Origin of the sequence: Streptomyces mangrovisoli, assembly GCF_000974985.2 — a bacterium.
Taxonomy (GTDB): Bacteria; Actinomycetota; Actinomycetes; order Streptomycetales; family Streptomycetaceae; genus Streptomyces; species Streptomyces mangrovisoli.
On the sequence record NZ_LAVA02000035.1, the window covers coordinates 46,129 to 67,805 of the forward strand.

Genomic DNA, 21,677 nt, shown 5'->3' on the forward strand with positions numbered 1-21,677 from the left:
GATGAGTCCCGTGCAGCCCCCCGGACGGACGGCGACCGGCGTGCGCCGCGTGGCCGTCCTCGGCGGTACCCGCATCCCGTTCGCCCGCTCGGACGGCCCGTACGCCACCGCCTCGAACCAGGAGATGCTCACGGCCGCGGTGGACGGCCTGGTCGAGCGCCACGGCCTGCACGGGCCGGGCGCCGTGGACGAGTTCGTCGCGGGAGCCGTCCTCAAGCACAGCCGCGACTTCAATCTCGCCCGCGAGACGGTCCTCGGCTCCGCCCTCGATCCGCGCACCCCCGCCTACGACATCCAGCAGGCGTGCGGCACCGGGCTCCAGGCGATCGTCGCGGCCGCCAACAAGATCGCGCTCGGGCAGACCGAATCGGCGATCGCGGGCGGCGCCGACACCGCGAGCGACGCGCCGCTCGGCGTCGACGACGACCTGCGCCGGGTACTGCTGGAGGCCCGCCGTGCCCGGTCCGCGGGCGCGCGGCTGCGGGCCCTGGCCAAGGTGCGGCCGCGCCACCTGGTGCCCGACATCCCGCGCAACGCCGAGCCGCGCACCGGGCTCTCGATGGGGGAGCACGCGGCGGTCACCGCACGCGCCTGGGGTGTCTCGCGCGCGGCCCAGGACGAACTGGCCGCGGCCAGCCACCGGCGGCTGGCGGCGGCGTACGAACGGGGCTTGTTCGACGGCCTCGTGGTCCCCTTCCGCGGTCTCGCCCGCGACCAGAACCTGCGGCCCGACTCCACGGTGGAGAAACTCGCCGCTCTGAAGCCGGTGTTCGGCCTCGACGGGCCCGAACCGACCATGACCGCAGGCAATTCGACGCCGCTGACCGACGGGGCCGCGGTCGTGCTGCTCGCGTCCGAGGAGTGGGCCGAGCGGCGCGGGATCGAGCCGCTCGCCCATCTCACCGCCTGTGAGACGGCGGCCGTCGACTTCGTGCGCGGCGACGCGGCGGGCGGCGAGGACGGCCTGCTGATGGCGCCCGCGTACGCCGTCCCGCGGATGCTGGAGCGGGCCGGGCTCGGCCTCGACGACTTCGATCTCGTCGAGGTGCACGAGGCGTTCGCCTCCCAGGTGCTGGCGACCCTGGCGGCCTGGGAGAAGCGGGGCCTCGCCCCCGTGGACCGCGCCCGGCTCAACGTCGCCGGGTCCTCCCTCGCCACCGGCCACCCCTTCGCCGCGACCGGCGCCCGGATCGTGGCGACGCTCGCCGGACTGCTCGCCGAGCGCGGCGGTCCGGGCCGCGGCCTGATCTCGGTGTGCGCGGCCGGCGGCCAGGGCGTGACGGCGATCCTGGAGCGGTCCTGACGACGATCCAGGAACGGGCGTGACGGCGATCCGGCAGACGGCGGCCGCGAGGGCGGTCCGGGAGGAATCCCGCTGCTCAGAGCGGAGTTGAGGGGGCCTCATCTCCGTCCCCGACACTGCACAGCCCCGGCTCCGGTCCCGCCCCGGAACCGCACAAACCCCTCACAAGGGACCCGTACGATCTTCCGCCTGACCGCCGGTAACACCCGACCCGTGGCCCAGCACCGGTGAACGCCTCGGCATACGAGGCACGTACGAGATGCAGCAAGCAGTGAGCTGCTGCACGCCCGAGGAGTCGCCCGTGTCCACGTCCCATCCGAATGTTCCCGCCTCCTCCGCCACCACGGTCCCGGCCACCGACTACGACGGCGTGCCGGTCCTCAACGAGCCCAGGACCATCCGGCTCGACGGTGCCGTACGCGAGGCGTCCATGCCCCCGTTCGCCCCGCCCGTCACCCACGGGTCGCTGGCCGACCTGCCGTTCGAGAACGCGCAGACGGACGCCGGCGCGATCGTGCTCAGCCGGCGCGCCGCGGACGGCTCCTGGAGCGACGTGACCGCGCAGCTCTTCGCCGAGCAGGTCCTCGCGGTGGCCAAAGGCCTGATCGCGGAAGGGCTGGTGCCCGGCGACCGGATCGCCGTCATGGCCCGTACGACGTACGAGTGGACGCTCCTGGACTTCGCCGCGTGGGCGGCCGGCCTGGTGACCGTCCCCGTCTACCCGACCTCCTCCGTCTTCCAGACCCGCTGGATCCTCCAGGACTCCGGCGCCGTCGCCCTCGTCACCGAGACCGCCGCACAGGCCGCGGCCCTCGGCCCCGAGCTGGGGCACATCCCCGACCTGCGGCATCTGTGGGTGATGGAGAAGGGGCACGTGGAGCGGCTCGCCGAGCAGGGCGGGCCGGTGCCGGAGGCGGAGATCGCGGTGCGCCGCGGGATGCTCGGCCCCGACACCCTCGCCACCGTCATCTACACCTCCGGCACCACGGGCCGGCCCAAGGGCTGCGCGCTGTCCCACGGCAACTTCTTCGCCGAGGTCGACAACGCCATCGAGCTGCTGCACCCCGTCTTCAAGGCGACCACGGGCGACGAGCCGTCGGTCCTCCTCTTCCTGCCGATGTCCCACGTCTTCGGGCGGATGGTGGCGATCGCGTGCGTACGGGCGCGGGTACGGCTCGGGCACGCGCCCAGCCTGAAGGCCGAGGACCTGCTGCCCGACCTGGCCGCCTTCCGGCCGACCTGCCTGCTGACCATTCCGTACATGCTGGAGAAGGTGTTCAACAGCGCCCGCGCCAAGGCGGAGGCCGGGGGGCGGGTGGCCGCCTTCGACCGCGCGGCCGCGGTGGCGCGGCGCTACGGCGAGGCGCTGGAGGCCCGGCAGACGGGCACCGGCAACGGGCCCGGCCGGGGCCTGCGCACCGCCCGCGGCTTCTACGACCCGCTGGTCTACCGGCGCATCCGCGCCGCGATGGGCGGCCGGGTGCGGTACGCCATCTGCGGCGGCGCGCCGCTCGGACGCCGGCTCGCCGCGTTCTACGCCGGTGCGGGCATCGAGATCTTCGAGGGGTACGGCCTGACGGAGACGACGGGCGCCTCCACGGTGACGCCTCCGCTGAAGCCGCGGCTCGGGACGGTGGGGTGGCCGATGCCGGGCACGAAGGTCCGTATCGCCGCGGACGGGGAGATCCTGGTCGCGGGCGACCACGTCCTGCGCGGCTACTGGGACCCGCAGGCGGGCGGGGTCGTCCCGGCGACACGGGACGGCTGGCTCGCCACGGGCGACATCGGCGAGCTCGACGACGACGGCTATCTGACGATCACCGGGCGGAAGAAGGAGCTGCTGATCACCTCGGGGGGCAAGTCCGTGGCGCCCGCGCCGCTGGAGAACTGGCTGCGGGCGCATCCGCTGATCTCGCAGGTGCTCGTTCTCGGCGACCGGCGGCCCTACATCAGCGCGCTGATCACCCTGGACGAGCTGGGGCTGGCCCACTGGCGGCAGATGAACGGGCTGCATCCGGTGCCGGCGGAGCTGCTGCTGGACGATCCGGAGCTGTGGGCCGTGGTGCAGCGGGCGGTGGACGACGCGAACCGGCTGGTGTCGCGGCCGGAGTCGATCCGTCGCTTCGCGATTCTGCCGTGCGACTTCACGGAGGAGGCGGGGCATCTGACTCCGTCGATGAAACTCCGCCGCGAGGCGGTCCTGGCCACCTTCGCGGACGAGGTGGCGTCCCTCTACCCGGACTGACCCACCGGGGCTCCGCCCCGTGCCCCTTTCGGGTCCTCCGCTCCCCGCGGGTGCGTCGTGGCCGCTCGCGCAGTTCCCCGCGCCCCTTCGGTGCGCCTCTGCGAGGGCCCCTGAAAGGGGCGCGGGGAACTGCGCGAGCACGCACGACGGTGCGGCACGGACTGTTCAGGGGCGCGGGGAACTGCGCGAAAGGGGCCGGGGCTAGGCCCGGGGTTTCTGGGCCAGGAGGAATGCCTGGGGGCTTGTCTCGTCGTCCGCGGGCTCCCGCACCGTCGTCGAGTGGAGGACGAACCCCGCCCCCTCCAGCCACCCCGCCATGTCCGCCGGCCGCCGCCGCTGGAAGTCCAGCGTCACCGCGTGCCCCCACGGCCGCTCGTGCCGCCGCGCCACGTCCCCCGCCTGGAACCCCACCAGCAGCCGCCCGCCGGGCGCGAGCACGCGGTGGAAGCCGGCGAAGAGTTCCGGCAGCCGCTCCACGGGCGTGTGGATGCTGGAGTACCAGGACACCACCCCCGCCAGCGACCCGTCCGCGAGGCCGAGCTCCAGCATGGACCCCCGCTCGAACCGCAGGGAGGGGTTCTCGCGCCGGGCGATCGCCAGCATCGACTCGGACAGGTCGAGCCCGAAGACGTCGAGGCCGAGGGAGGCCAGCAGGCCGGTGGTCCGCCCGGGACCGCAGCCCAGATCCGCCACCGGGCCCGCTTTCCCCACGAGCTCCGCGAACATCCCGAGCAGGGCCCGCTCCAGCGGCCTGCGGGCGAGTTCGTCGCGGAAACGCTCGGCGTAGTCCTCGGCGACGGCGTCGTAGAAGAGGCGGGTGGACGCGATGAAGTCGGTGTCCGTCATGGGCGGGGACCCTAGCGGCGCCCACTGACAACGGGGGCCGGAGCGGCGGAGCCGTCCGATCGGATTATGTGAATGCCCGTGGGAGAAGAGTTCGCCGGAAATTCACGGGGAAAAGGCAGGAGCCCCGTCGCCGAAAGGCGCGGAGCTCCTTGGGTACTGCGTAGAGGACTGTTCCTGCGATCAGGCTCAGACCGGGGTGACGTTCTCCGCCTGCGGGCCCTTCGGACCCTGCGTGACGTCGAAGCTCACCTGCTGGTTCTCCTCGAGGGACCGGAAGCCGGTCGCGTTGATCGCGGAGTAGTGAACGAAGACGTCGGGACCGCCGCCTTCCTGGGCGATGAAGCCAAAGCCCTTTTCGGCGTTGAACCACTTCACGGTTCCGGTAGCCATAAGCCCTCCTTGGGCCCAAAGGGTTGCCCTGCTCCAGAACCTGCAAGTGTGAAACAGTGCCGCACAACTGCATATGTCTGAAAACGACGAGAGCCCGCGGTCACATGCTCCGCAGGCTCTGTACTGCAAGGGAAACCAAACTGCAACTTGCGGCGAGCCTAGCACGCGGGCCGCGGAATGCAATAGAGGTCAAGATCACGTCACTCGGACGTTTGAACGTCACGGACTCGGAGTGACGTCGCCGGACGAGGGGGCGAGGGCGGCACCGTACCGGACGGGGTCTAGTCTCGCGATGTGGACAATTCTCGCATCCGGCCGCGCGTCGGCCACATCCAGTTCCTGAACTGCCTGCCCCTGTACTGGGGGCTCGCGAGAACGGGCACCCTCCTCGACTTCGAGCTCACCAAGGACACCCCCGAGAAGCTCAGCGAGCAGCTGGTCCGAGGCGACCTCGACATCGGCCCCGTCACCCTGGTCGAGTTCCTGAAGAACGCCGACGACCTCGTCGCCTTCCCCGACATCGCCGTCGGCTGCGACGGCCCGGTGATGTCGTGCGTGATCGTCTCCCAGGTCCCGCTGGACCGCCTCGACGGCGCCCGGGTCGCCCTCGGCTCGACCTCCCGCACCTCGGTCCGCCTCGCCCAGCTGCTCCTGGCGGAACGGTTCGGCGTGCAGCCGGAGTACTACACCTGCCCGCCCGACCTCAGCCTGATGATGCAGGAGGCGGACGCGGCCGTGCTGATCGGCGACGCCGCCCTGCGCGCCAACCTCATCGACGGCCCGCGCTACGGCCTCGCCGTGCACGACCTCGGCACGCTCTGGAAGGAGTGGACGGGGCTGCCGTTCGTCTTCGCGGTCTGGGCGGCGCGCCGGGACTACCTGGAGCGCGCGCCGCAGATCACCCGCAAGGTCCACGAGGCCTTCCTCGCCTCCCGCAACCTCTCCCTGGAGGAGGTCGGCAAGGTCGCCGAGCAGGCCGCCCGCTGGGAGGAGTTCGACGAGCAGGTCCTGGAGCGGTACTTCACGACGCTCGACTTCCGCTTCGGCGCGGCCCAGTTGGAGGCGGTCACCGAGTTCGCCCGCCGGGTCGGCCCGACGACGGGCTTTCCAGCGGACGTGAAGGTGGAACTGCTTCAGCCGTAACCTGCATCCGATACATACGGGTTCCACGGCCCGGTCGCGCCGTCACGGCCACGCCGTCGCGGCCACGACCGCGGTCATGGATCCCGTACGGGTGGATCGGGGGAGGGGTGGGCGCCATGCAGCCGCTCGGTGCGGACGAACCCACCGTCGTGGGGCCCTACCGGCTGCTCGGCCGGCTCGGCTCGGGCGGGATGGGCCGGGTCTATCTGGGCCGCAGCGCGGGCGGCCGTACGGTCGCCGTGAAGATCGTGCATCCGCACTTCGCGCTGGACGAGGAGTTCCGGGCCCGCTTCCGGCGGGAGGTCGAGGCCGCCCGCCGGGTCGGCGGGGCCTGGACGGCGCCGGTCCTGGACGCCGACCCGGACGCGGCCGTCCCCTGGGTCGCCACGGCGTACGCGGCCGGTCCCTCGCTCGCCGCCGCGGTCACCGACGGCGGCCCGCTGCCCGCGCACTCCGTGCGCGCGCTCGGCGCGGGGCTCGCGGAGGCGCTCGCCGCGGTGCACGAACTGGGCCTGGTGCACCGGGACGTGAAGCCGTCCAACGTGCTGCTCACCCTGGACGGCCCGCTGCTCATCGACTTCGGCATCGCCCGCGCCACCGACGGCACCGCCTCGATCACCTCCACCGGCGTCTCCATCGGCTCGCCCGGCTACATGTCGCCCGAGCAGATCCTCGGCAAGGGCGTCACCGGCCAGGCCGACGTCTTCTCGCTGGGCGCGGTGCTGGTCCACGCGGCGACCGGCGAACCGCCCTTCCGCGGGGACTCCTCGGCCGCGCTGCTCTACAAGGTCGTCCACGAGGAGCCGGAGCTGGGCGCGGTCGGCGGCGAGCTGCGGGAGCTGGTGGCTTCCTGCCTGGCCAAGGACCCCGGCACCCGGCCGACGCCCGCGCGGGTGGCCGCCCGGCTGGCGCCCGAGGGCGCGGCCCGCCTGGTCGCCGGCGGCTGGCTGCCCGGCGCCCTGGTCGAGCAGGTCAGCCGCAGCGCCGTACAACTGCTGAACCTGGAGGCGGCGGGGACGCCCGAGACCCCGCCGTCGGGCCCGGTGGCCTTCGCCAGTCCGTCGGTGGGGGAGGCGGCGGGCGCGTTCGGGCCGCCGCCCCTGATGCCGGACACCGGCCCGCCCCGTCCGCCTCACCCGCCCGCGACCGGGCCGTACGTGCCGGAGCCGCGCGACGCCGTACCGGGACAGGGGCAGGCCGCCGCACCGGGACCGGGTCGGGCCGCGGCGTCAGGGCCGAACCAGGCCGCCGCACCGGGACCGCACCGGACCGCCGTACCCGGACCCCATCAGGCCGGCCCCGGGCCGCACCCGGCCGTCCCCGGACCGCACCACGCCGGGTCCGGGCAGGACCGTTTCGCCGGGTTCGGCAAGGAGACCCCGCTCGGCGCCGACACCCCGTTCGGCGCGAACACCGCGCCGGGCACCGGCATGGCGCCCGGCATCGGTGCCGCGCCGGGCACCGGCACCGCGCCCGGCACGGCGGCCGCGTCCGGAGGCGAGACGCGGCCCGGTACCGGCTCCAGGTCCGGCCGTGGACCGGGCCGCCTGTCCGTCTCCGTTGCGGCCGACTCCGTGCCCGGGACCGACGGGCGCGGGCGGCGGATGAGCTGCACGGTGGCGCTGGCCGTCGCCGGGGCGCTGGCCGCGGTGACCGTCGGCTCGGTCTTCGTGTTCGACCTGCTGCCGGGCCACGGCAGCGACAAGGACAGCGCCGGGAGCCCGCCCGGCCGTACGTACTCCTCGGCCCCTGGTGCCACCGGCGCCGAGCCGACCACCGGCGACGAGCCCACCGTCGGTTCCTCCGACGAGCCCGCCCCGACCACGACCGCGAGCCCCTCCGCGAGCGGCGGTCCCGGCGCCGTGCCCGCCCGCTATCTCGGCACCTGGGAGGGCCAGGGCACCGGGCTCGGCGGCACCGTGCCCATGGGCACCTTCCGGGTCACCGTCCACCAGGCCGCCACCGGCGCGGAGTTGGGCCAGGTGCGCAACACCGACCCGCTCGGCACCAGCGTCTGCGTGGACGTGCTGACCCTGGAGAAGGTGAGCGGCGGCCGGCTGGTCGCCCGCGCGAAGGGCGCCGACTCCAACCCGGCGACCTGTTCGCAGGCCGCGAGCACGGTCTATCTGACCCCGTCCGGCGACGGCCTGACATACCGGTCCGACAGCACGGACTCCGGCGAGCCCGAGGCCACGTTGGCCAGGACGGACTGATCGTCCGGCCGGGCGACTGACCGGCCGTCCGGCCGGCCGGTGACCGCATCGGCCGCCACCCGGTGCCTCGGCCCGCCCGGCCCCGGCCCGTCGCCGGTGCCGGGAAAGCGCTGGCGTAGGCTGGTTCGGTCAGTCCACCCCGTGACGAAAGGGACGCCCCCGGTGACCGAGAAGGCCGACCTCCCGTCTGTCGACATCACCGCCGTGCTCGACCGCGCCGCGGCGGGTGGGCGGATCACGCCCGAGGAGGCGCTCGTCCTCTACCGCGACGCCCCGCTGCACGCGCTGGGCGCCGCCGCCGACGCCGTACGCCGCCGCAAGTACGCCGGGACCGAGCACATCGCGACGTACATCATCGAGCGCAACATCAACTACACGAACGTGTGCGTCACGGCGTGCAAGTTCTGCGCCTTCTACGCCGCCCCCAAGGACACCGCCAAGGGCTGGACGCGGGACCTGGACGACATCCTGCGGCGCTGCGCCGAGACCGTCGAACTCGGCGGCACCCAGATCATGTTCCAGGGCGGCCACCACCCGGACTTCGGCGTGGAGTACTACGAGAAGCACTTCCGCGCCATCAAGGACGCCTTCCCGCAGCTGGTGATCCACTCGCTGGGCGCGTCCGAGGTCGAGCACATGGCCCGGATCTCCGGCGTGTCGGTCGAGGAGGCCATCACCCGGATCCACGAGGCCGGTCTCGACTCCTTCGCGGGCGCCGGCGCCGAGCTGCTGCCGGCCCGTCCGCGCAAGGCCATCGCCCCGCTCAAGGAGAGCGGCGAGCGCTGGCTGGAGATCATGGAGGCCGCGCACGGCCTCGGCGTGGAGTCCACGTCCACGATGCTGATGGGCACCGGCGAGACCAACGCCGAGCGCATCGAGCACCTGCGGATGATCCGTGACGTGCAGGACCGTACGGGCGGCTTCCGGGCCTTCATCCCGTACACCTACCAGCCGGAGAACAACCACCTGAAGGGCCGCACCCAGGCCACGATCTTCGAGTACCTGCGGATGATCGCGATCGCCCGCCTGTTCCTCGACAACGTCCAGCACATCCAGGGCTCCTGGCTGACCACCGGCAAGGACGTCGGCCAGCTCACCCTGCACTACGGCGCCGACGACCTCGGCTCGATCATGCTGGAGGAGAACGTCGTCTCCTCCGCCGGTGCCAAGCACCGCTCCAACCGCATGGAGATCATCGAGCTGATCCGCCGGGCGGGCCGGGTGCCGGCGCAGCGCGCGACGACGTACGAACACCTCGTGGTGCACGACGACCCGGCGAACGACCCGGTCGACGAGCGGGTGATGTCGCACATCTCGTCCACCGCGATCGAGGGCGGCACGGCCCACCCCGAGCTGAAGATCCTCGCGTCCAACTAGAGCCCACCAGAGGCCCTGTGCTCACTCTTCACGTCGCCGAACAGTCGCCCGAGGCGGCGGTGCTGGCCGACGGCGCGTCCGTCGCCGCCGTCGGTCCCTTCGCGGACCTGGCCGCCGCCCATCCGTCGGCGCGGGTGCGGCGCTGGCCCGGCATCCTGACGCCGGGTCTGCTGAACCCGTACGGCCCGGAGTTGCTGGAGGGCATGTACCACCCCGACCCGCGCGAGGCCGACGCCCTCGGCACCGAGCCGTTCGGCGGGGCGCGGGCCCGGGAGATCTTCCGCGCCGATCCGGCGCGTCTCGGCGCGAGCGCGCGGCGCGGGATCCAGCGGATGCTGGCGCACGGCACGGTGGCGCTCGCCGGGGAGCTGCGGGCGCGGGCCGTGGTGGACGCGGTGCGCCGGGCCGGGCTCGCGGTGGGGCAGCGGCCCGACCGGCTGCCGGGCCCCGCGGCGCTCTCCCCGACCCCGCTGATCCTGCTGCCGGGGCTGGTGGCGGGCGGCCCCGCCCGGTTCGCCGTGTTCGACGTCGCGGACCGCGCCGACCTGGTCCGGCGCGGCGCGGGCACCTGCGTGGCGACCGTGATCGGCGGACGGCTGGTGTACCGGGCCCGCTGACGACGCTCCACTCGGCTCGCTCCGGCGGGTTGCGTCGCCCGTTCCGGCGGGGTCCGTCGCCCGTTCCGGCGGGATGCGCCGCCCGCGTTCCGCTCAGCCCGCCAGCGCCTTCCCGAACGCCCCCGCGCTCTGCTGCACGCCGCTGCAGTCCGTCGCCGCGTCGTCCGAGGCCGCGTCGCCGCCCGTGCACTGCTGATCGCGGAAGGACGACCACATGGACACCCAGGCGATCTTCTTGGTCTCCGCGAACTTCCGCACCTGCGCGGCGTCGGACAGCGTGAACGTCTCGCCGTGGACGTCGTTGACCCCGATCATCGAGGTGAGCGCCATGCCCTTCCAGGCGCCCGCGTCGGAGGTGCCGAAGACCTTCCGCAGCTGGGCGTGGGCGGCCGTCGCCGAGGTGACGGCGTAGTCGCCCATGTCGCCGCCGTACGACTCGCCGTAGTTCATCGTCATCAGATTGACCGTCGAGACCTGGACGTCGAACTTGTTCGCCGACTTCAGCAGGGCGAGGCTGTCCGCGTCGAGCCCTTCGGGCATGACGGGGAGCGTGAACGACACCTTCAGAGCGGGCCGTTCCTTCTGCAGTACGGCGATCGCCGCGGACCGCATCGCGACCGAACCGGAATCGGCGAGCTGGTCCCCCTCGACGTCGAAGTCGGCCTGCGTGGCGCCCGCCGCGTCCAGCGCCTTCCCGTACGCCGCCGCGAGCTGCGTGACGTTCCCGCAGGCCGACGCGAGTTCCTTGCCGGACGCGCCGCCGAAGGACACCCGCACCGTCGCGCCGTCGGTCTTCAGTTGATCGATCCGGGATTTCACGGCCGCGTTCCCGATGCCGTACTCGCCGTTCCACTCCGGCGTGCAACTGCTGCCGTCGGAGATCACGAAGGCCAGGTTGTACGTCGTCGGGGAGCCCGCCGCGTCGTTGCCGGAGGCCGTCGTGGCGCTGACGTACGGCGCGTACGACGTGCCCGACGCCGCCGCGGACGGTGTGCCGCCGCCCTCGGGGGCCCCCGCCGCCGCGTCCGACGTGCCGCCGCCGGACCCCGAGGAGCACCCCGCGACCGCCACCAGGGCCAACAGCAAGGTGAGCCCGCCGGCCGGCCTCAGGTGATTCCTCATCGCACACGCACCCGCTCTCGTGATTTGTGTCCCAGCATCGAAACAAACTCCGTTCCGCCTCAAAAATCTCTCATACACGCCCGGCGTTCAGGAGAATCGGGAATTCACAGCTAACTCTGCAGTAGAGGGGGGCGAAGCAGGCAAATCGAGTCGGGCATATCGGGCAATCACCCTGTTTCTTCCCTCCCTGGATCGCGCAGGCGTTCCCGGAACCTCTCAGGAAGGTGACAGGTTAGGCCGTTCCTCAGGGGTATCTCACAAGAAGGTCGGTTTTGGCCATATAAAGCCTCTCTAACATCCGGGGAATGCATTCCGAGACCGTCATCGAAAGCCGCGCCGCCGGGAATCGTCGCCGACGCAAACGCGGCAACGGGTCCTCCCCCTCCGGAGGCCCTGTGTTCGTCGACACCTCCGGACGCCGGTCCAAGGTGCTGCGTCGTATCGGCCTGCTCGTCGGAACCGTCTGCCTCGGCTACACGGCGGTTCTGGCCATGGCCTTCATGGGCTGGGGCACCTCGCTCGACCCGTCCTCGCTGCTGCCCTTCGACAGCGGTCAGAGCGCCCAGCGCCCCGGCTTCGGGCAGCAGGGCGGCCTCGGCCGCCAGGCCGGCCGGCCCACGGCCACGCCCTCGGCCACCTCCGGCTCGTCGTCCACGTCGGTCACCGGCTCGTCCTCGACGGCCGCCTCCGGCTCGTCCGCCGCGGCGACCGCCGGCTGACGGGACGCGACCGCACATGACCACATCGACGCCCTCGCGCGGCCGTCGCCGCGCCCCCACCCGTATCGAGCGCGCGGCGGGCAGGGCCGCCGCCCTCCAGAAGCCCCGTGTCATCCTCGCCCTGCTGCTCCTGCTCGCGCTCACCTGCGTGATGCTGCTCGACGGCTATCTGCGGGCCGAGGTCGGCGGCGACGAACGGGTGCGCAGCGGGGCCAGTTCCAGCAAGGTCCCCGACAAGATCCTGAACGGCGGCCCGATCCTGACCTTCCGGGGCGGGCAGGCCCGCACCGTCTCCGTCCCGGACAAGACCATCGCGCTCACCTTCGACGACGGGCCCAACCCCACCTGGACCCCGCAGGTTCTCAAGATCCTCGAGGAGAACGACGTCCCGGGCACGTTCTTCCTGGTCGGCTCGATGATCTCGCGCTACCCCGACATCGTGAAGACGATGGTCGAGGACGGCAACGAGGTCGGCGTCCACACCTTCACCCACGTCGACCTCTCCTACCAGAGCGACGCCCGGATCGACCGCGAGATGGAGCAGACCGAGCTGGCCCTCGCGGGCGCGGCCGGTATCACCACCACGCTCTTCCGGGCGCCGTACTCCTCGGAGACGGACGCGATCGACAACTACAGCTGGCCCGTCTACCAGAAGCTCGGCGAAGAGGGCTACACCAGCGTGTTCGTCGACACCGACAGCGACGACTGGAAGCGGCCGGGCGTCTCCGACATCGTCAAGTGGGCCACGCCCAAGGGCAGCAAGGGGGCGTCGGTCCTCTTCCACGACGCGGGCGGCGAGCGCTCGCAGACCATCAAGGCGCTGCCCGAGTACATCAAGAAGATGAAGGCGAAGGGCTACACCTTCACCACCATCAGCGGCGTCATGGAGAAGCAGGGCGCCGCGTCCCGGCAGGCGGCCGGGACCGGCGCGGCGGGTTCGGCGGGCGCCTCCGGCACGCAGACCGCGGGTGCGTCTGGTGCGTCGGGCGCTTCCGGCAGCGGTGCGGCGGCGACGGCGGGCGGCCAGGGCACCGCGCCCGGCGCGTCCGGCGGCGCGGGGTCCACCGGCTCCGCCCTCCAGGCCGCCCACCACAAGGCCACCGGCACGATCCTCTACGAGGGCAAGGCGCTCCTCGCGGCGGTGGCGATCGCCGAATGGGCCGTGCCCGCGCTGTCCGTGGGCCTGATGATCGTCGGCGTCGCGGTGATCGGCCGCTTCGGCATGATGCTGATCCTCGCCCGCCGCCACTACCGGCAGCGCAACAGACGCCGGTTCACCTGGGGGCCGGCCGTCACCGAACCGGTGAGCGTGATCGTCCCGGCGTACAACGAGAAGGAGTGCATCGCCAACACCCTCAAGTCGCTGGCGCAGAGCACCCATCCGATCGAGATCATCGTCGTGGACGACGGCTCGACCGACGACACCGCCGAGATCGCCGAGTCCCTCGGCTACCCCAACGTCCGCGTCATCCGCCAGGACAACGCGGGCAAGCCCGCCGCGCTCAACAACGGCGTCCGCAACGCCCGGTACCCCATCGTCGTGATGATGGACGGCGACACGGTCTTCGAGCCGGACACCGTGCACCGGCTGGTGCAGCCGTTCGCCGACCCCGGGGTCGGCGCGGTCGCGGGCAACGCCAAGGTCGGCAACCGCGACACGATCATCGGCGCCTGGCAGCACATCGAGTACGTCATGGGCTTCAACCTCGACCGCCGCATGTACGACCTGCTGCGCTGCATGCCGACCATCCCCGGCGCCATCGGCGCGTTCCGCCGGGACGCGGTGCTGGAGGTCGGCGGGATGAGCCACGACACGCTCGCCGAGGACACCGACATCACCATCGCGATGCACCGCGCGGGCTGGCGGGTCGTCTACGAGGAGCACGCCAAGGCCTGGACCGAGGCCCCGGGTTCGCTGGCTCAGCTGTGGTCGCAGCGCTACCGCTGGTCCTACGGCACCATGCAGGCGCTGTGGAAGCACCGCAAGTCCCTGACGGACAAGGGGCCTTCGGGGCGGTTCGGCCGGGTCGGGATGCCGCTGGTGGTGATCTTCCAGGTGGTCACGCCGGTCTTCGCCCCGCTCATCGACGTGTTCACCCTCTACTCGATGATCTTCATCGACTTCCGGGCCGCCCTGCTCGCCTGGCTCGCGGTCCTCGCGCTCCAACTCACCTGCGCCGCCTACGCGTTCCGGCTGGACCGGGAGAAGTACCGCTATCTGCTGATGATGCCGCTCCAGCAACTGGCCTACCGGCAGATGATGTACCTCGTCCTCATCCACTCCTGCGTCACCGCCCTCACCGGCGGCCGCCTGCGCTGGCAGAAGCTCAAGCGCACGGGCGAGGTCGGCACCCCGGCGGGGGCGGGCCGGTGAGCCGGGAGCGGCAGGCGTACGGCGGTCCGCCGGCCGGCGCCGTGGAGGTCCCCCGCGCGCCGCGGCACGCGGGGGAGGCCGCCCCCGTGTCGCGGCGGCGCGGCCGGGCCTCCCGGCGCGCGGCCGCCCCGGCGGGCCGGGACCGCTACTTCGACACCCTCCGCGCGGTGGCCCTCGTGCGCGTCGTCGCCTATCACACCTTCGGGTGGGCCTGGGCGGGCATGGTCTTCCCCTCCATGGGGATCATGTTCGGGCTGGCCGGCACCCTCATGGCCAAGTCGCTGGAGCGCCCCGCCCTGAAGGTGGTCCGCGGCCGGCTGCGGCGACTGCTGCCCCCGTTCTGGTTCTGGGGCTTCTTCGTCGTGCTGGCGATGCTGGTCCACGACTGGATGCCGGGCTGGCAGATCGTCTACTGGGTCGTGCCGCTGGGCGACCCGCCCGGCAACGCCTGGGGCGAGCAGGCCTGGGAGATCCTCTGGTACCTGCGCACCTACCTCTGGTTCGTGCTGCTCTCCCCGCTGCTGCTGCGGGTCTTCCGGCTGGCGCCCGTCCCGGTCCTGCTGCTCTCGCTCGCCCCGATCCTGGTGCTGAACTTCCTCTGGTCCGGCCCCGACAACCGCTTCGGCAGCGCCCTGTGGGACCTGTCGACGTACCTCTTCTGCTGGCTGGCCGGCTTCGCGCACCGCGACGGGGTGCTCCAGCGGCTCAAGCCGTTCGCCGTCGTCGTGCTCTCCCTCGCCGCGATCGGCTACGGCGGCTGGTACGCCTTCTCCCACCAGGCCGACTTCGGCACCTACGACCTGGACGAGAACCCGCTCGCCCAGGCGTTCTGGTCGGCCGGGACCGTGCTGCTGCTGTTCTGGGCCAAGGCGTGGTTCCGGGTCGACTTCGCGTGGCTGACCAGGTTCCGCCGCCTCGACCGGGTGGTGGCCGTCTTCAACGCCCGCGCCGTGACGATCTACCTCTGGCACGAGATCGCGCTGGTGCTCGCCGTGCCGCTGATCGACCAGTTCTGGAACGTGCCCGCGTTCGAGAAGTACCTGCCGCTCGACAGCCAGTGGTTCATGTTCGGCATCGGCTGGATCCTGATCGGGATGTTCGTGGTGGCCTGTGGATGGGTGGAGGACGTGGCGGCGCGGAAGAAGCCGAGGCTGCTTCCGTGACGCCGTACCCCCTCCTGACGCGGACGCCGTACCCCGTCCTGACACAATGGGCGGGTGACCCGCGCATCCCTGGACAAGCAGCCGCACGAAGTCGCTTCGATGTTCGACAACGTGGCGGAACGGTACGACCTCACCAACGACGTGCTGTCCCTGGGGCAGGACCGGCGCTGGCGCAAGGAGGTCGCGAAGGCGGTCGACGCGCGCCCGGCGCAGAAGGTCCTGGACCTCGCGGCGGGCACGGCCACCTCGTCGCTGCCCTTCGCGCAGACCGGCGCCTACGTCGTCCCCTGCGACTTCTCGCTGGGGATGCTCCAGGTCGGCAAGAAGCGCAACGCGTGGCTGCCGTTCACCGCGGGCGACGCGACCAGGCTGCCGTTCAAGGACGACACCTTCGACGCGGTGACCATCTCCTTCGGCCTGCGCAACGTGCAGGACACGGACGCCGCGCTGCGCGAGATGTACCGGGTGACCCGGCCCGGCGGGCGCGTGGTGATCTGCGAGTTCTCCCACCCCACGTGGGCCCCGTTCCGCACCGTCTACACCGAGTACCTGATGCGCGCGCTGCCGCCGGTGGCCCGCGCGGTCTCCTCCAACCCCGACGCCTACGTCTATCTCGCCGAGTCCATCCGCGCCTGGCCCGACCAGCCCGCGCTGGCCGAGCGGCTGCGCAAGGCGGGCTGGTCCCGGACCGCGTGGCGCAACCTCTCCGGGGGGATCGTGGCGCTGCACCGGGGCTTCAAGGACAGCTGAGCGGGGCGCCCGGCCCGCGCGGGCTGAGGGTTCGCGCGGGCTGAGGGTTCGCGCGGGCTGAGGGTTCGCGCGGGCTGAGGGGCCGGGCTGTCTCGCGGGGCTTCCGGCAGCGGTCGATCGGCGGCCGGTCCGTGGCCGGTCGGCGACCGATCAGTGGTAGATCAGTGGTCGATCAGCGCTTGATCAGCGGTTGAGCATCTCGAACGTGTCGCCCGGCTCGTCCAGTTCGCGCTGGAGACCGCCCCGGGGCGGGCGGGGGACGCGCGGCTCGCGGATGCCGCCTCCGCCGTCGCCCTCGCCGAAGGTGAACCACACGTAGACCATCGAGTCGCGCGGCACCTCGGCGCCGGGCTGCGGGAACTGCCGGACGACGTAGTCGACGACGGCGAGATGGAAGTCGGGCCGGTCCGGCGCGTTGAGGAACAGGCCCTGGGCCTGCGCCGTCTCGCGTGCGTCGACGGCCATCAGACCGACCAGCCTGGGCACCCGCACTTCAGGTGTTTTCTGCGTTATGCGCATGGATGTCACCCCCAGCGGTACTCGCAGGGTAACCGGCCAGGGGTGTCATCCGGAAGCGTCAAGTGGCTTACTGTGACAATCAGTTACTCTGCGTCACAGATCAAGGCGGTAGCAGTGTCCCGTCCGCTGCGACACCGGGGTCACGAAGGTCTCGGCGAGCCGCATCCCCAGCCGCCGGGTGACCGCGATCGACCGTTCGTTGCGCGCGTCGACCATCGCCACCACGCGCGGCACGCCCCGCGCGCGCAGCCGCTCCAGCGTCTCCTCGGCCGCCGCGGTCACATACCCCTTGCCCCAGGACGGGCGGGCGAGCCGCCAGCCGATCTCCGTCTCGCCGGCCGGGCCCCAGTCCCACGGCCACGGCTGGGCGCCGGTGAAGCCGAGGACGCCGTCCTGCTCGTCGACCATGGTCCACAGACAGAAGCCGTGTTCGGCGTCGTGCCGCCGCTGGCGGGCGGTGAGTTCCTCGTAGACCGACAACTCCGCGGCGGAGCCGCCGTGGAACTCCATCACCTCGGGGTCGGCGAAGGCCCGGTGCCAGGCGAACGCGTCCTCATGAGTGGGTACCCGCAGGCGCACGACAGGGAGAGCTCGGTTCACGGGGGCAGCCCTTCAGCCGGGTGATCACGTCTGCTGCATAGACTGCCCATGTCCGGTGCCGGTCGGCACGCAGATTTGCAACTTGGGGAGATCCCGCCGTGACCGTCGTGACTGAGCCCCTCTCCGAGAACACCGCCGATGTGATCGTCGTCGGCGCGGGGCCGGCCGGCTCCACCACCGCGTACCACCTCGCCCGCGCCGGACTCGACGTACTCCTGCTGGAGAAGACCGAGTTCCCGCGCGAGAAGGTCTGCGGCGACGGTCTCACCCCGCGCGCGGTCAAGCAGCTCGTGGCGATGGGCATCGACATCTCGGAAGAGGCGGGCTGGCTGCGCAACAAGGGCCTGCGCATCATCGGCGGCGGCGTCCGGCTGGAGCTGGACTGGCCCGATCTCGCGTCCTTCCCGGACTACGGCCTCGTCCGCAAGCGGGACGACTTCGACGAGCAGCTGGCCCGCCAGGCCCAGAAGGCGGGCGCGCGCCTCTTCGAGCGCTGCAACGTCAGCGGCCCGATCGTCGACGAGCGGACCGGGCGCATCACCGGCGTGACCGCCAAGCTCGGCGAGGAGAAGCGCGAGGTCACCTTCCGCGCGCCGCTCGTCGTCGCCGCCGACGGCAACTCCACGCGGCTCTCCCTCGCGATGGGCCTGCACCGGCGCGAGGACCGCCCGATGGGCGTGGCCGTCCGCACGTACTTCAACTCCCCGCGCCACGAGGACGACTACCTGGAGTCCTGGCTGGAGCTGTGGGACCGCCGGGGCGCCCAGGACCGCCTGCTGCCCGGCTACGGCTGGATCTTCGGCATGGGCGACGGCACCTCCAACGTCGGCCTCGGCGTCCTCAACACCTCCGCCTCCTTCAAGGAGCTGGACTGGCGCGAGATCCTCAAGGCGTGGTGCGCGTCCATGCCGGAGGACTGGGGCTACACCCCGGACAACATGACCGGCCCGATCCGCGGCGCCGCCCTGCCGATGGCCTTCAACCGCCAGCCGCACTACACCAAGGGCCTGCTGCTCGTCGGCGACGCGGGCGGCCTGGTGAACCCGTTCAACGGCGAGGGCATCGCCTACGCCATGGAGTCCGGCCAGCTCGCCGCCGACGTCATCGTCCAGGCCCACGCCCGCCCGACCCCGGGCGGCCGCGAACTCGCCCTCCAGGGCTACCCGCGCGTCCTCAAGGACACCTACGGCGGCTACTACACGCTGGGCCGCGGCTTCGTGAAGCTCATCGGCAACCCGAAGGTCATGAAGATCGCCGCCCAGCGCGGTCTGACCCACCCGATGCTGATGAAGTTCACCCTGAAGCTCCTCGCCAACCTCACCGACCCCACGGGCGGCGACGCGATGGACCGCATCATCAACGGCCTGAGCAAGGTCGCCCCGAAGGCCTGACGGCCGCCCCCGGGGAGCCGGGACCCGGGGCTGCTCCGGAACGGCGCCGGAACAGCCCCAGGGCGGCCCTGGGCCTCCTAGGCGTCCAGGGTGTCCTGGGCGTCCAGAGCGTCCAGGGTGTCCGCCGTCGTCGCCCGCCGGGCGAAGACCTCCTCCCGGCGCGACGCCATCTGCCGCAGCGCCTCCTTGCGGTCGCGCCTGGAGAGGCGGTCCAGATACACGTGCCCGTTCACGTGGTCGGTCTCGTGGGCGAGGCAGCGCGCGAAGTACCCGGTGCCCTCGATCACGAGCGGGGCGCCGTCCCTGTCCTGCCCGCGCACCACCGCGCGGTCCGGACGCGGTACGTCCATGACCGCGCCCGGCACCGACAGGCAGCCCTCGCCCTCGTCGAGCAGCCGGCGGCCCCGCGCGGGCAGCGGGTCCAGCACCGGGTTGACGATGTGTCCGACATGTCGGACACCGGAGTCATCGGGGCAGTCGTACACGAACAACCGCAGATCGACCCCGACTTGGTTCGCCGCGAGGCCGGCTCCCTCGGCGACGTACATCGTGCGGAACAGGTCGTCGACGAGCGCCGCGAGGTCGGGGCCGAACTCGGTCACGTCCCGGCACGGCTTGTGCAGCACCTCTTCGCCGACCTCGGTGATGCGGCGCAGCGCACCGCGCCGGGCCTCGGGCACCGGTCGGGGGCAGGAGTCGACGGGGCGACCCTGAAGGAACACGCTCGGCATGACGTTGTCTCCCTGTGCCTTGGGGCGCGTGGCCGGTCGCGGCGCACGGCCCGTCTCGTGGCCCGTCTCGTGACAGGGCCGGGCCGACGGTCTCGTACGGCCCGGCCCGAGCATGCCAGGGAAACGCGGGCGCGCCAGGGAAACATGAGCACGCCGGGGAGAGCGGGTGCGCCGGGGAGAGCGGGCGCGCCAGGGAAGGCGGGCACGACAGGGAAACGCGAAGGGCCGCTGCCCCCGAGCGGCTGCGGCCCTTCAGCGGGTGTGGAGGGTGCTCAGAGCACGCGCACCGCGCCGGTCGGCGGGTCGTAGGAGAGCGGCTTCTCCACGATGCCCGTCGAGGGGTTCTGCGCGCCGACGAACATGCCGTCGCCCACGTACACCGCGACGTGGTAGGCGCTGCCCGCGCTGCCCCAGTAGAGGATGTCGCCCGGCTGAAGGTTGCTCAGCGAGACCTGGGTGCCGGCCGTCGACTGGTCCTGGGAGACCCGCGGCAGGCTGATGCCGACCTGCTTGAAGGCCGCCTGCACCAGGCCCGAGCAGTCGTACGCGCTGGGGCCGGAGGCGCCGAGGACGTAGGACTTGCCGATCTGCGCCTTCACGAAGGACACGATCGCCGCGGCCGAACCGGTCGCCGTGGACGAGCTCGTGGAGGTGCTCGCCGTGGACGTCAGGACCGTACGCTCGGCGCTGCGGGAGGCGCGCTCCGCGGCGGCCTTCCGCGCGGCCTCGTCGGCCTTCTTCTTCTCCGCCTTCGCGTCCGCGAGGTCCGCCTTGGCCTGCTTCGCGGCCTTTGCGGCGGCAGCGTCGCGCTCGGCCTGCAGCTGGTAGTTCGCGGCGGCCTGCTGCGTGGCATCCGCGGACTGGGCCACCTGAGAGGCCACGTCGGCCGTCAGGGTGGGCAGTTCGAGCGTCTGCGTCACCGGCTCCGCGGCGTTCGCGGAAGCCGAGGCGCCGGCGACTGCCAGGGTGCCGAGGACGCCACCGGCAACTCCGGCCCGCACGGCGATTTTCGAGCCGCTGCGGCGGGGCTTCCGGTGGCTTCGTATGTGAGCGGTGTGGGACATGGGTACAAGCGGTACCAGGGGCGTCTCCATACCTACAAGAAACGTGTGGTGCGCCACAGTTGTTCAACGGGCCCCGCGAATCCCGCGCGTGTCGCTCCTTATTGACGCCGTAACGGACATTGCGGACGCAGGTGATCATGCCTGTGATCATGGGCTTTCATCGATACGCCCGAATTGCCCGCGACTTACCATCGGTGGGGACGGTTGGCCAAGCCCGGTTCTTATCCGTCTCTCATGGATGTGGCGGAGGTCACGGAACGGTCACCTATGTGAAGGCGTCTCGCGCGCGGCGGCCGTTCGCCGGACTTCGTGAACGCGTGCACGTGTCCACATCGCCCTCTCTCCTCACTCTGACGTGTGAACGCGGTCCTCTATCAACCGTGCGGGTCCAGCGCCAATTTGCATGCACGGGAAGTCTCTTGATAGTGAGACGCCCCCTCCAACCTGCGGTGACGAGCGGAAATGTCACTTCTTGTGATCACTCTGACGCTTCGCGTGTGAAGATCACTGCTGATATGACTTCATGATCGTTCGTCAGGTGGTGGAGATCACAAAGCTTGTGTAATACCCCGTGTCGCAGATCACAGAGCGGCAGGCATAAGATGCGAGGCGGTTGGGCTTGTGACCTGCTTCACATGTTCTCGATCTTCGCCGGGACAGGCGGGGTTCGCGGGGCTGGGGGGAGGGGAGCGGGCCCGGCCGAACCGCCACCAGTCAGTGCCGACTGAGAGGAGCGAGGAGCGGTGAACGCGTATGCGCCCATCCTCGTACTGGGAGCCCTCGGGGCAGGCTTTGCGATCTTCTCCGTGGTCATGGCCACGCTGATCGGTCCGAAGCGGTACAACCGCGCCAAGCTCGAGGCATACGAGTGCGGCATCGAGCCGACCCCCACGCCGGCCGGCGGCGGGCGCTTTCCCATCAAGTACTACCTGACGGCGATGCTCTTCATCGTCTTCGACATCGAGATCGTCTTCCTCTACCCCTGGGCCGTCACCTTCGACGCCCTGGGGATCTTCGGGCTCGTGGAGATGCTGCTCTTCGTGCTCACCGTCTTCGTCGCGTACGCGTACGTATGGCGGCGCGGCGGCCTGGAATGGGACTGAGGGGCCT

The 21,677-nt window shown here is 71.7% G+C and carries 19 protein-coding genes; 12 read left to right on the forward strand and 7 right to left on the reverse strand.

Going from position 1 to position 21,677, the window contains the following annotated elements; translation table 11 throughout:
- Position 1 precedes the first annotated feature (1 nt).
- Together WN71_RS16570 and WN71_RS16575 are read left to right on the forward strand one after the other, a co-directional pair.
- A complete protein-coding gene (locus WN71_RS16570; RefSeq protein WP_046585992.1) occupies positions 2-1,303 on the forward strand; it encodes an acetyl-CoA C-acetyltransferase in 1,302 nt (433 codons plus the stop codon).
- 301 nt (positions 1,304-1,604) lie between these two features.
- Complete coding sequence (locus tag WN71_RS16575; RefSeq protein ID WP_046585990.1) at positions 1,605-3,548, forward strand: AMP-dependent synthetase/ligase; 1,944 nt, start codon at positions 1,605-1,607, stop codon at positions 3,546-3,548.
- 201 nt (positions 3,549-3,749) lie between these two features.
- Here WN71_RS16575 and WN71_RS16580 read toward each other — a convergent pair whose 3' ends face one another.
- Together WN71_RS16580 and WN71_RS16585 are read right to left on the reverse strand one after the other, a co-directional pair.
- Positions 3,750-4,394 carry a class I SAM-dependent methyltransferase gene (locus WN71_RS16580; RefSeq protein WP_046585988.1) on the reverse strand — a complete coding sequence of 215 codons (645 nt, stop codon included), beginning with the start codon at positions 4,392-4,394 and terminating at the stop codon, positions 3,750-3,752.
- Between the two features lie 186 nt (positions 4,395-4,580).
- Complete coding sequence (locus tag WN71_RS16585; RefSeq protein ID WP_004984723.1) at positions 4,581-4,784, reverse strand: cold-shock protein; 204 nt, start codon at positions 4,782-4,784, stop codon at positions 4,581-4,583.
- A 294-nt stretch (positions 4,785-5,078) separates the two neighbouring features.
- Between WN71_RS16585 and WN71_RS16590 the strand changes: the two genes are divergently transcribed.
- The 4 genes from WN71_RS16590 to WN71_RS16605 all read left to right on the forward strand — a co-directional run bounded on the left by WN71_RS16590 (position 5,079) and on the right by WN71_RS16605 (position 10,134).
- Complete coding sequence (locus WN71_RS16590; RefSeq protein ID WP_046585983.1) at positions 5,079-5,927, forward strand: menaquinone biosynthetic enzyme MqnA/MqnD family protein; 849 nt, start codon at positions 5,079-5,081, stop codon at positions 5,925-5,927.
- Between the two features lie 116 nt (positions 5,928-6,043).
- Positions 6,044-8,140 carry a serine/threonine-protein kinase gene (locus tag WN71_RS16595; RefSeq protein ID WP_046585981.1) on the forward strand — a complete coding sequence of 699 codons (2,097 nt, stop codon included), beginning with the start codon at positions 6,044-6,046 and terminating at the stop codon, positions 8,138-8,140.
- Between the two features lie 162 nt (positions 8,141-8,302).
- A complete protein-coding gene (gene mqnC, locus WN71_RS16600; protein WP_046585979.1) occupies positions 8,303-9,517 on the forward strand; it encodes a cyclic dehypoxanthinyl futalosine synthase in 1,215 nt (404 codons plus the stop codon).
- Positions 9,518-9,534: 17 nt separating this feature from the next.
- Complete coding sequence (locus WN71_RS16605; protein WP_046585976.1) at positions 9,535-10,134, forward strand: hypothetical protein; 600 nt, start codon at positions 9,535-9,537, stop codon at positions 10,132-10,134.
- Between the two features lie 93 nt (positions 10,135-10,227).
- On the opposite strand, the gene WN71_RS16610 is transcribed toward WN71_RS16605, so the two are convergent.
- Positions 10,228-11,256 carry a chitinase gene (locus tag WN71_RS16610; protein ID WP_046585974.1) on the reverse strand — a complete coding sequence of 343 codons (1,029 nt, stop codon included), beginning with the start codon at positions 11,254-11,256 and terminating at the stop codon, positions 10,228-10,230.
- Positions 11,257-11,651: 395 nt separating this feature from the next.
- Here WN71_RS16610 and WN71_RS16615 point away from each other — a divergent pair, with 395 nt between their 5' ends.
- The 4 genes from WN71_RS16615 to WN71_RS16630 all read left to right on the forward strand — a co-directional run bounded on the left by WN71_RS16615 (position 11,652) and on the right by WN71_RS16630 (position 16,262).
- A complete protein-coding gene (locus WN71_RS16615) occupies positions 11,652-11,975 on the forward strand; it encodes a hypothetical protein (protein ID WP_046585972.1) in 324 nt (107 codons plus the stop codon).
- 16 nt (positions 11,976-11,991) lie between these two features.
- Positions 11,992-14,349 carry a bifunctional polysaccharide deacetylase/glycosyltransferase family 2 protein gene (locus tag WN71_RS16620; RefSeq protein WP_046585970.1) on the forward strand — a complete coding sequence of 786 codons (2,358 nt, stop codon included), beginning with the start codon at positions 11,992-11,994 and terminating at the stop codon, positions 14,347-14,349.
- Positions 14,350-14,435: 86 nt separating this feature from the next.
- Positions 14,436-15,512: an acyltransferase family protein gene (locus WN71_RS16625; RefSeq protein ID WP_046586088.1), complete on the forward strand. Its 1,077-nt coding sequence runs from the start codon at positions 14,436-14,438 to the stop codon at positions 15,510-15,512.
- A gap of 54 nt (positions 15,513-15,566) precedes the next feature.
- Entirely contained in the window at positions 15,567-16,262 is a 696-nt protein-coding gene (locus WN71_RS16630; RefSeq protein WP_046585965.1) for a demethylmenaquinone methyltransferase, read from the forward strand.
- A gap of 183 nt (positions 16,263-16,445) precedes the next feature.
- On the opposite strand, the gene WN71_RS16635 is transcribed toward WN71_RS16630, so the two are convergent.
- Both WN71_RS16635 and WN71_RS16640 read right to left on the reverse strand, forming a co-directional pair.
- Positions 16,446-16,781 (reverse strand): PASTA domain-containing protein, encoded by a 336-nt coding sequence (locus WN71_RS16635; RefSeq protein ID WP_079177906.1) that lies wholly within the window; start codon positions 16,779-16,781, stop codon positions 16,446-16,448.
- 93 nt (positions 16,782-16,874) lie between these two features.
- On the reverse strand, positions 16,875-17,381 hold the full coding sequence (locus WN71_RS16640) for a GNAT family N-acetyltransferase (protein WP_046585963.1): 507 nt from the start codon (positions 17,379-17,381) through the stop codon (positions 16,875-16,877).
- Positions 17,382-17,479: 98 nt separating this feature from the next.
- Here WN71_RS16640 and WN71_RS16645 point away from each other — a divergent pair, with 98 nt between their 5' ends.
- Entirely contained in the window at positions 17,480-18,772 is a 1,293-nt protein-coding gene (locus WN71_RS16645; RefSeq protein ID WP_046585960.1) for a geranylgeranyl reductase family protein, read from the forward strand.
- 77 nt (positions 18,773-18,849) lie between these two features.
- Here WN71_RS16645 and def read toward each other — a convergent pair whose 3' ends face one another.
- Together def and WN71_RS16655 are read right to left on the reverse strand one after the other, a co-directional pair.
- Positions 18,850-19,503, reverse strand: a complete 654-nt coding sequence (def, locus tag WN71_RS16650; RefSeq protein ID WP_046585958.1) for a peptide deformylase — start codon at positions 19,501-19,503, stop codon at positions 18,850-18,852.
- A gap of 272 nt (positions 19,504-19,775) precedes the next feature.
- Positions 19,776-20,567, reverse strand: coding sequence for a C40 family peptidase (locus WN71_RS16655; RefSeq protein WP_079177907.1), 792 nt, complete (start codon positions 20,565-20,567; stop codon positions 19,776-19,778).
- Between the two features lie 743 nt (positions 20,568-21,310).
- Here WN71_RS16655 and WN71_RS16660 point away from each other — a divergent pair.
- Positions 21,311-21,670 (forward strand): NADH-quinone oxidoreductase subunit A, encoded by a 360-nt coding sequence (locus tag WN71_RS16660; protein WP_003992243.1) that lies wholly within the window; start codon positions 21,311-21,313, stop codon positions 21,668-21,670.
- Positions 21,671-21,677 lie beyond the last annotated feature (7 nt).

What these genes read in the sequence shown, in the direction of transcription:
- WN71_RS16570 (WP_046585992.1), top strand. Translation starts at nt 2, where the DNA reads ATGAGTCCCGTGCAGCCCCCCGGACGGACGGCGACCGGCGTGCGCCGC.
- WN71_RS16610 (WP_046585974.1), bottom strand. Translation starts at nt 11,256, where the DNA reads ATGAGGAATCACCTGAGGCCGGCCGGCGGGCTCACCTTGCTGTTGGCC.
- WN71_RS16620 (WP_046585970.1), top strand. Translation starts at nt 11,992, where the DNA reads ATGACCACATCGACGCCCTCGCGCGGCCGTCGCCGCGCCCCCACCCGT.
- WN71_RS16585 (WP_004984723.1), bottom strand. Translation starts at nt 4,784, where the DNA reads ATGGCTACCGGAACCGTGAAGTGGTTCAACGCCGAAAAGGGCTTTGGC.
- WN71_RS16580 (WP_046585988.1), bottom strand. Translation starts at nt 4,394, where the DNA reads ATGACGGACACCGACTTCATCGCGTCCACCCGCCTCTTCTACGACGCC.
- def (WP_046585958.1), bottom strand. Translation starts at nt 19,503, where the DNA reads ATGCCGAGCGTGTTCCTTCAGGGTCGCCCCGTCGACTCCTGCCCCCGA.
- WN71_RS16635 (WP_079177906.1), bottom strand. Translation starts at nt 16,781, where the DNA reads ATGCGCATAACGCAGAAAACACCTGAAGTGCGGGTGCCCAGGCTGGTC.
- WN71_RS16655 (WP_079177907.1), bottom strand. Translation starts at nt 20,567, where the DNA reads ATGTCCCACACCGCTCACATACGAAGCCACCGGAAGCCCCGCCGCAGC.
- WN71_RS16595 (WP_046585981.1), top strand. Translation starts at nt 6,044, where the DNA reads ATGCAGCCGCTCGGTGCGGACGAACCCACCGTCGTGGGGCCCTACCGG.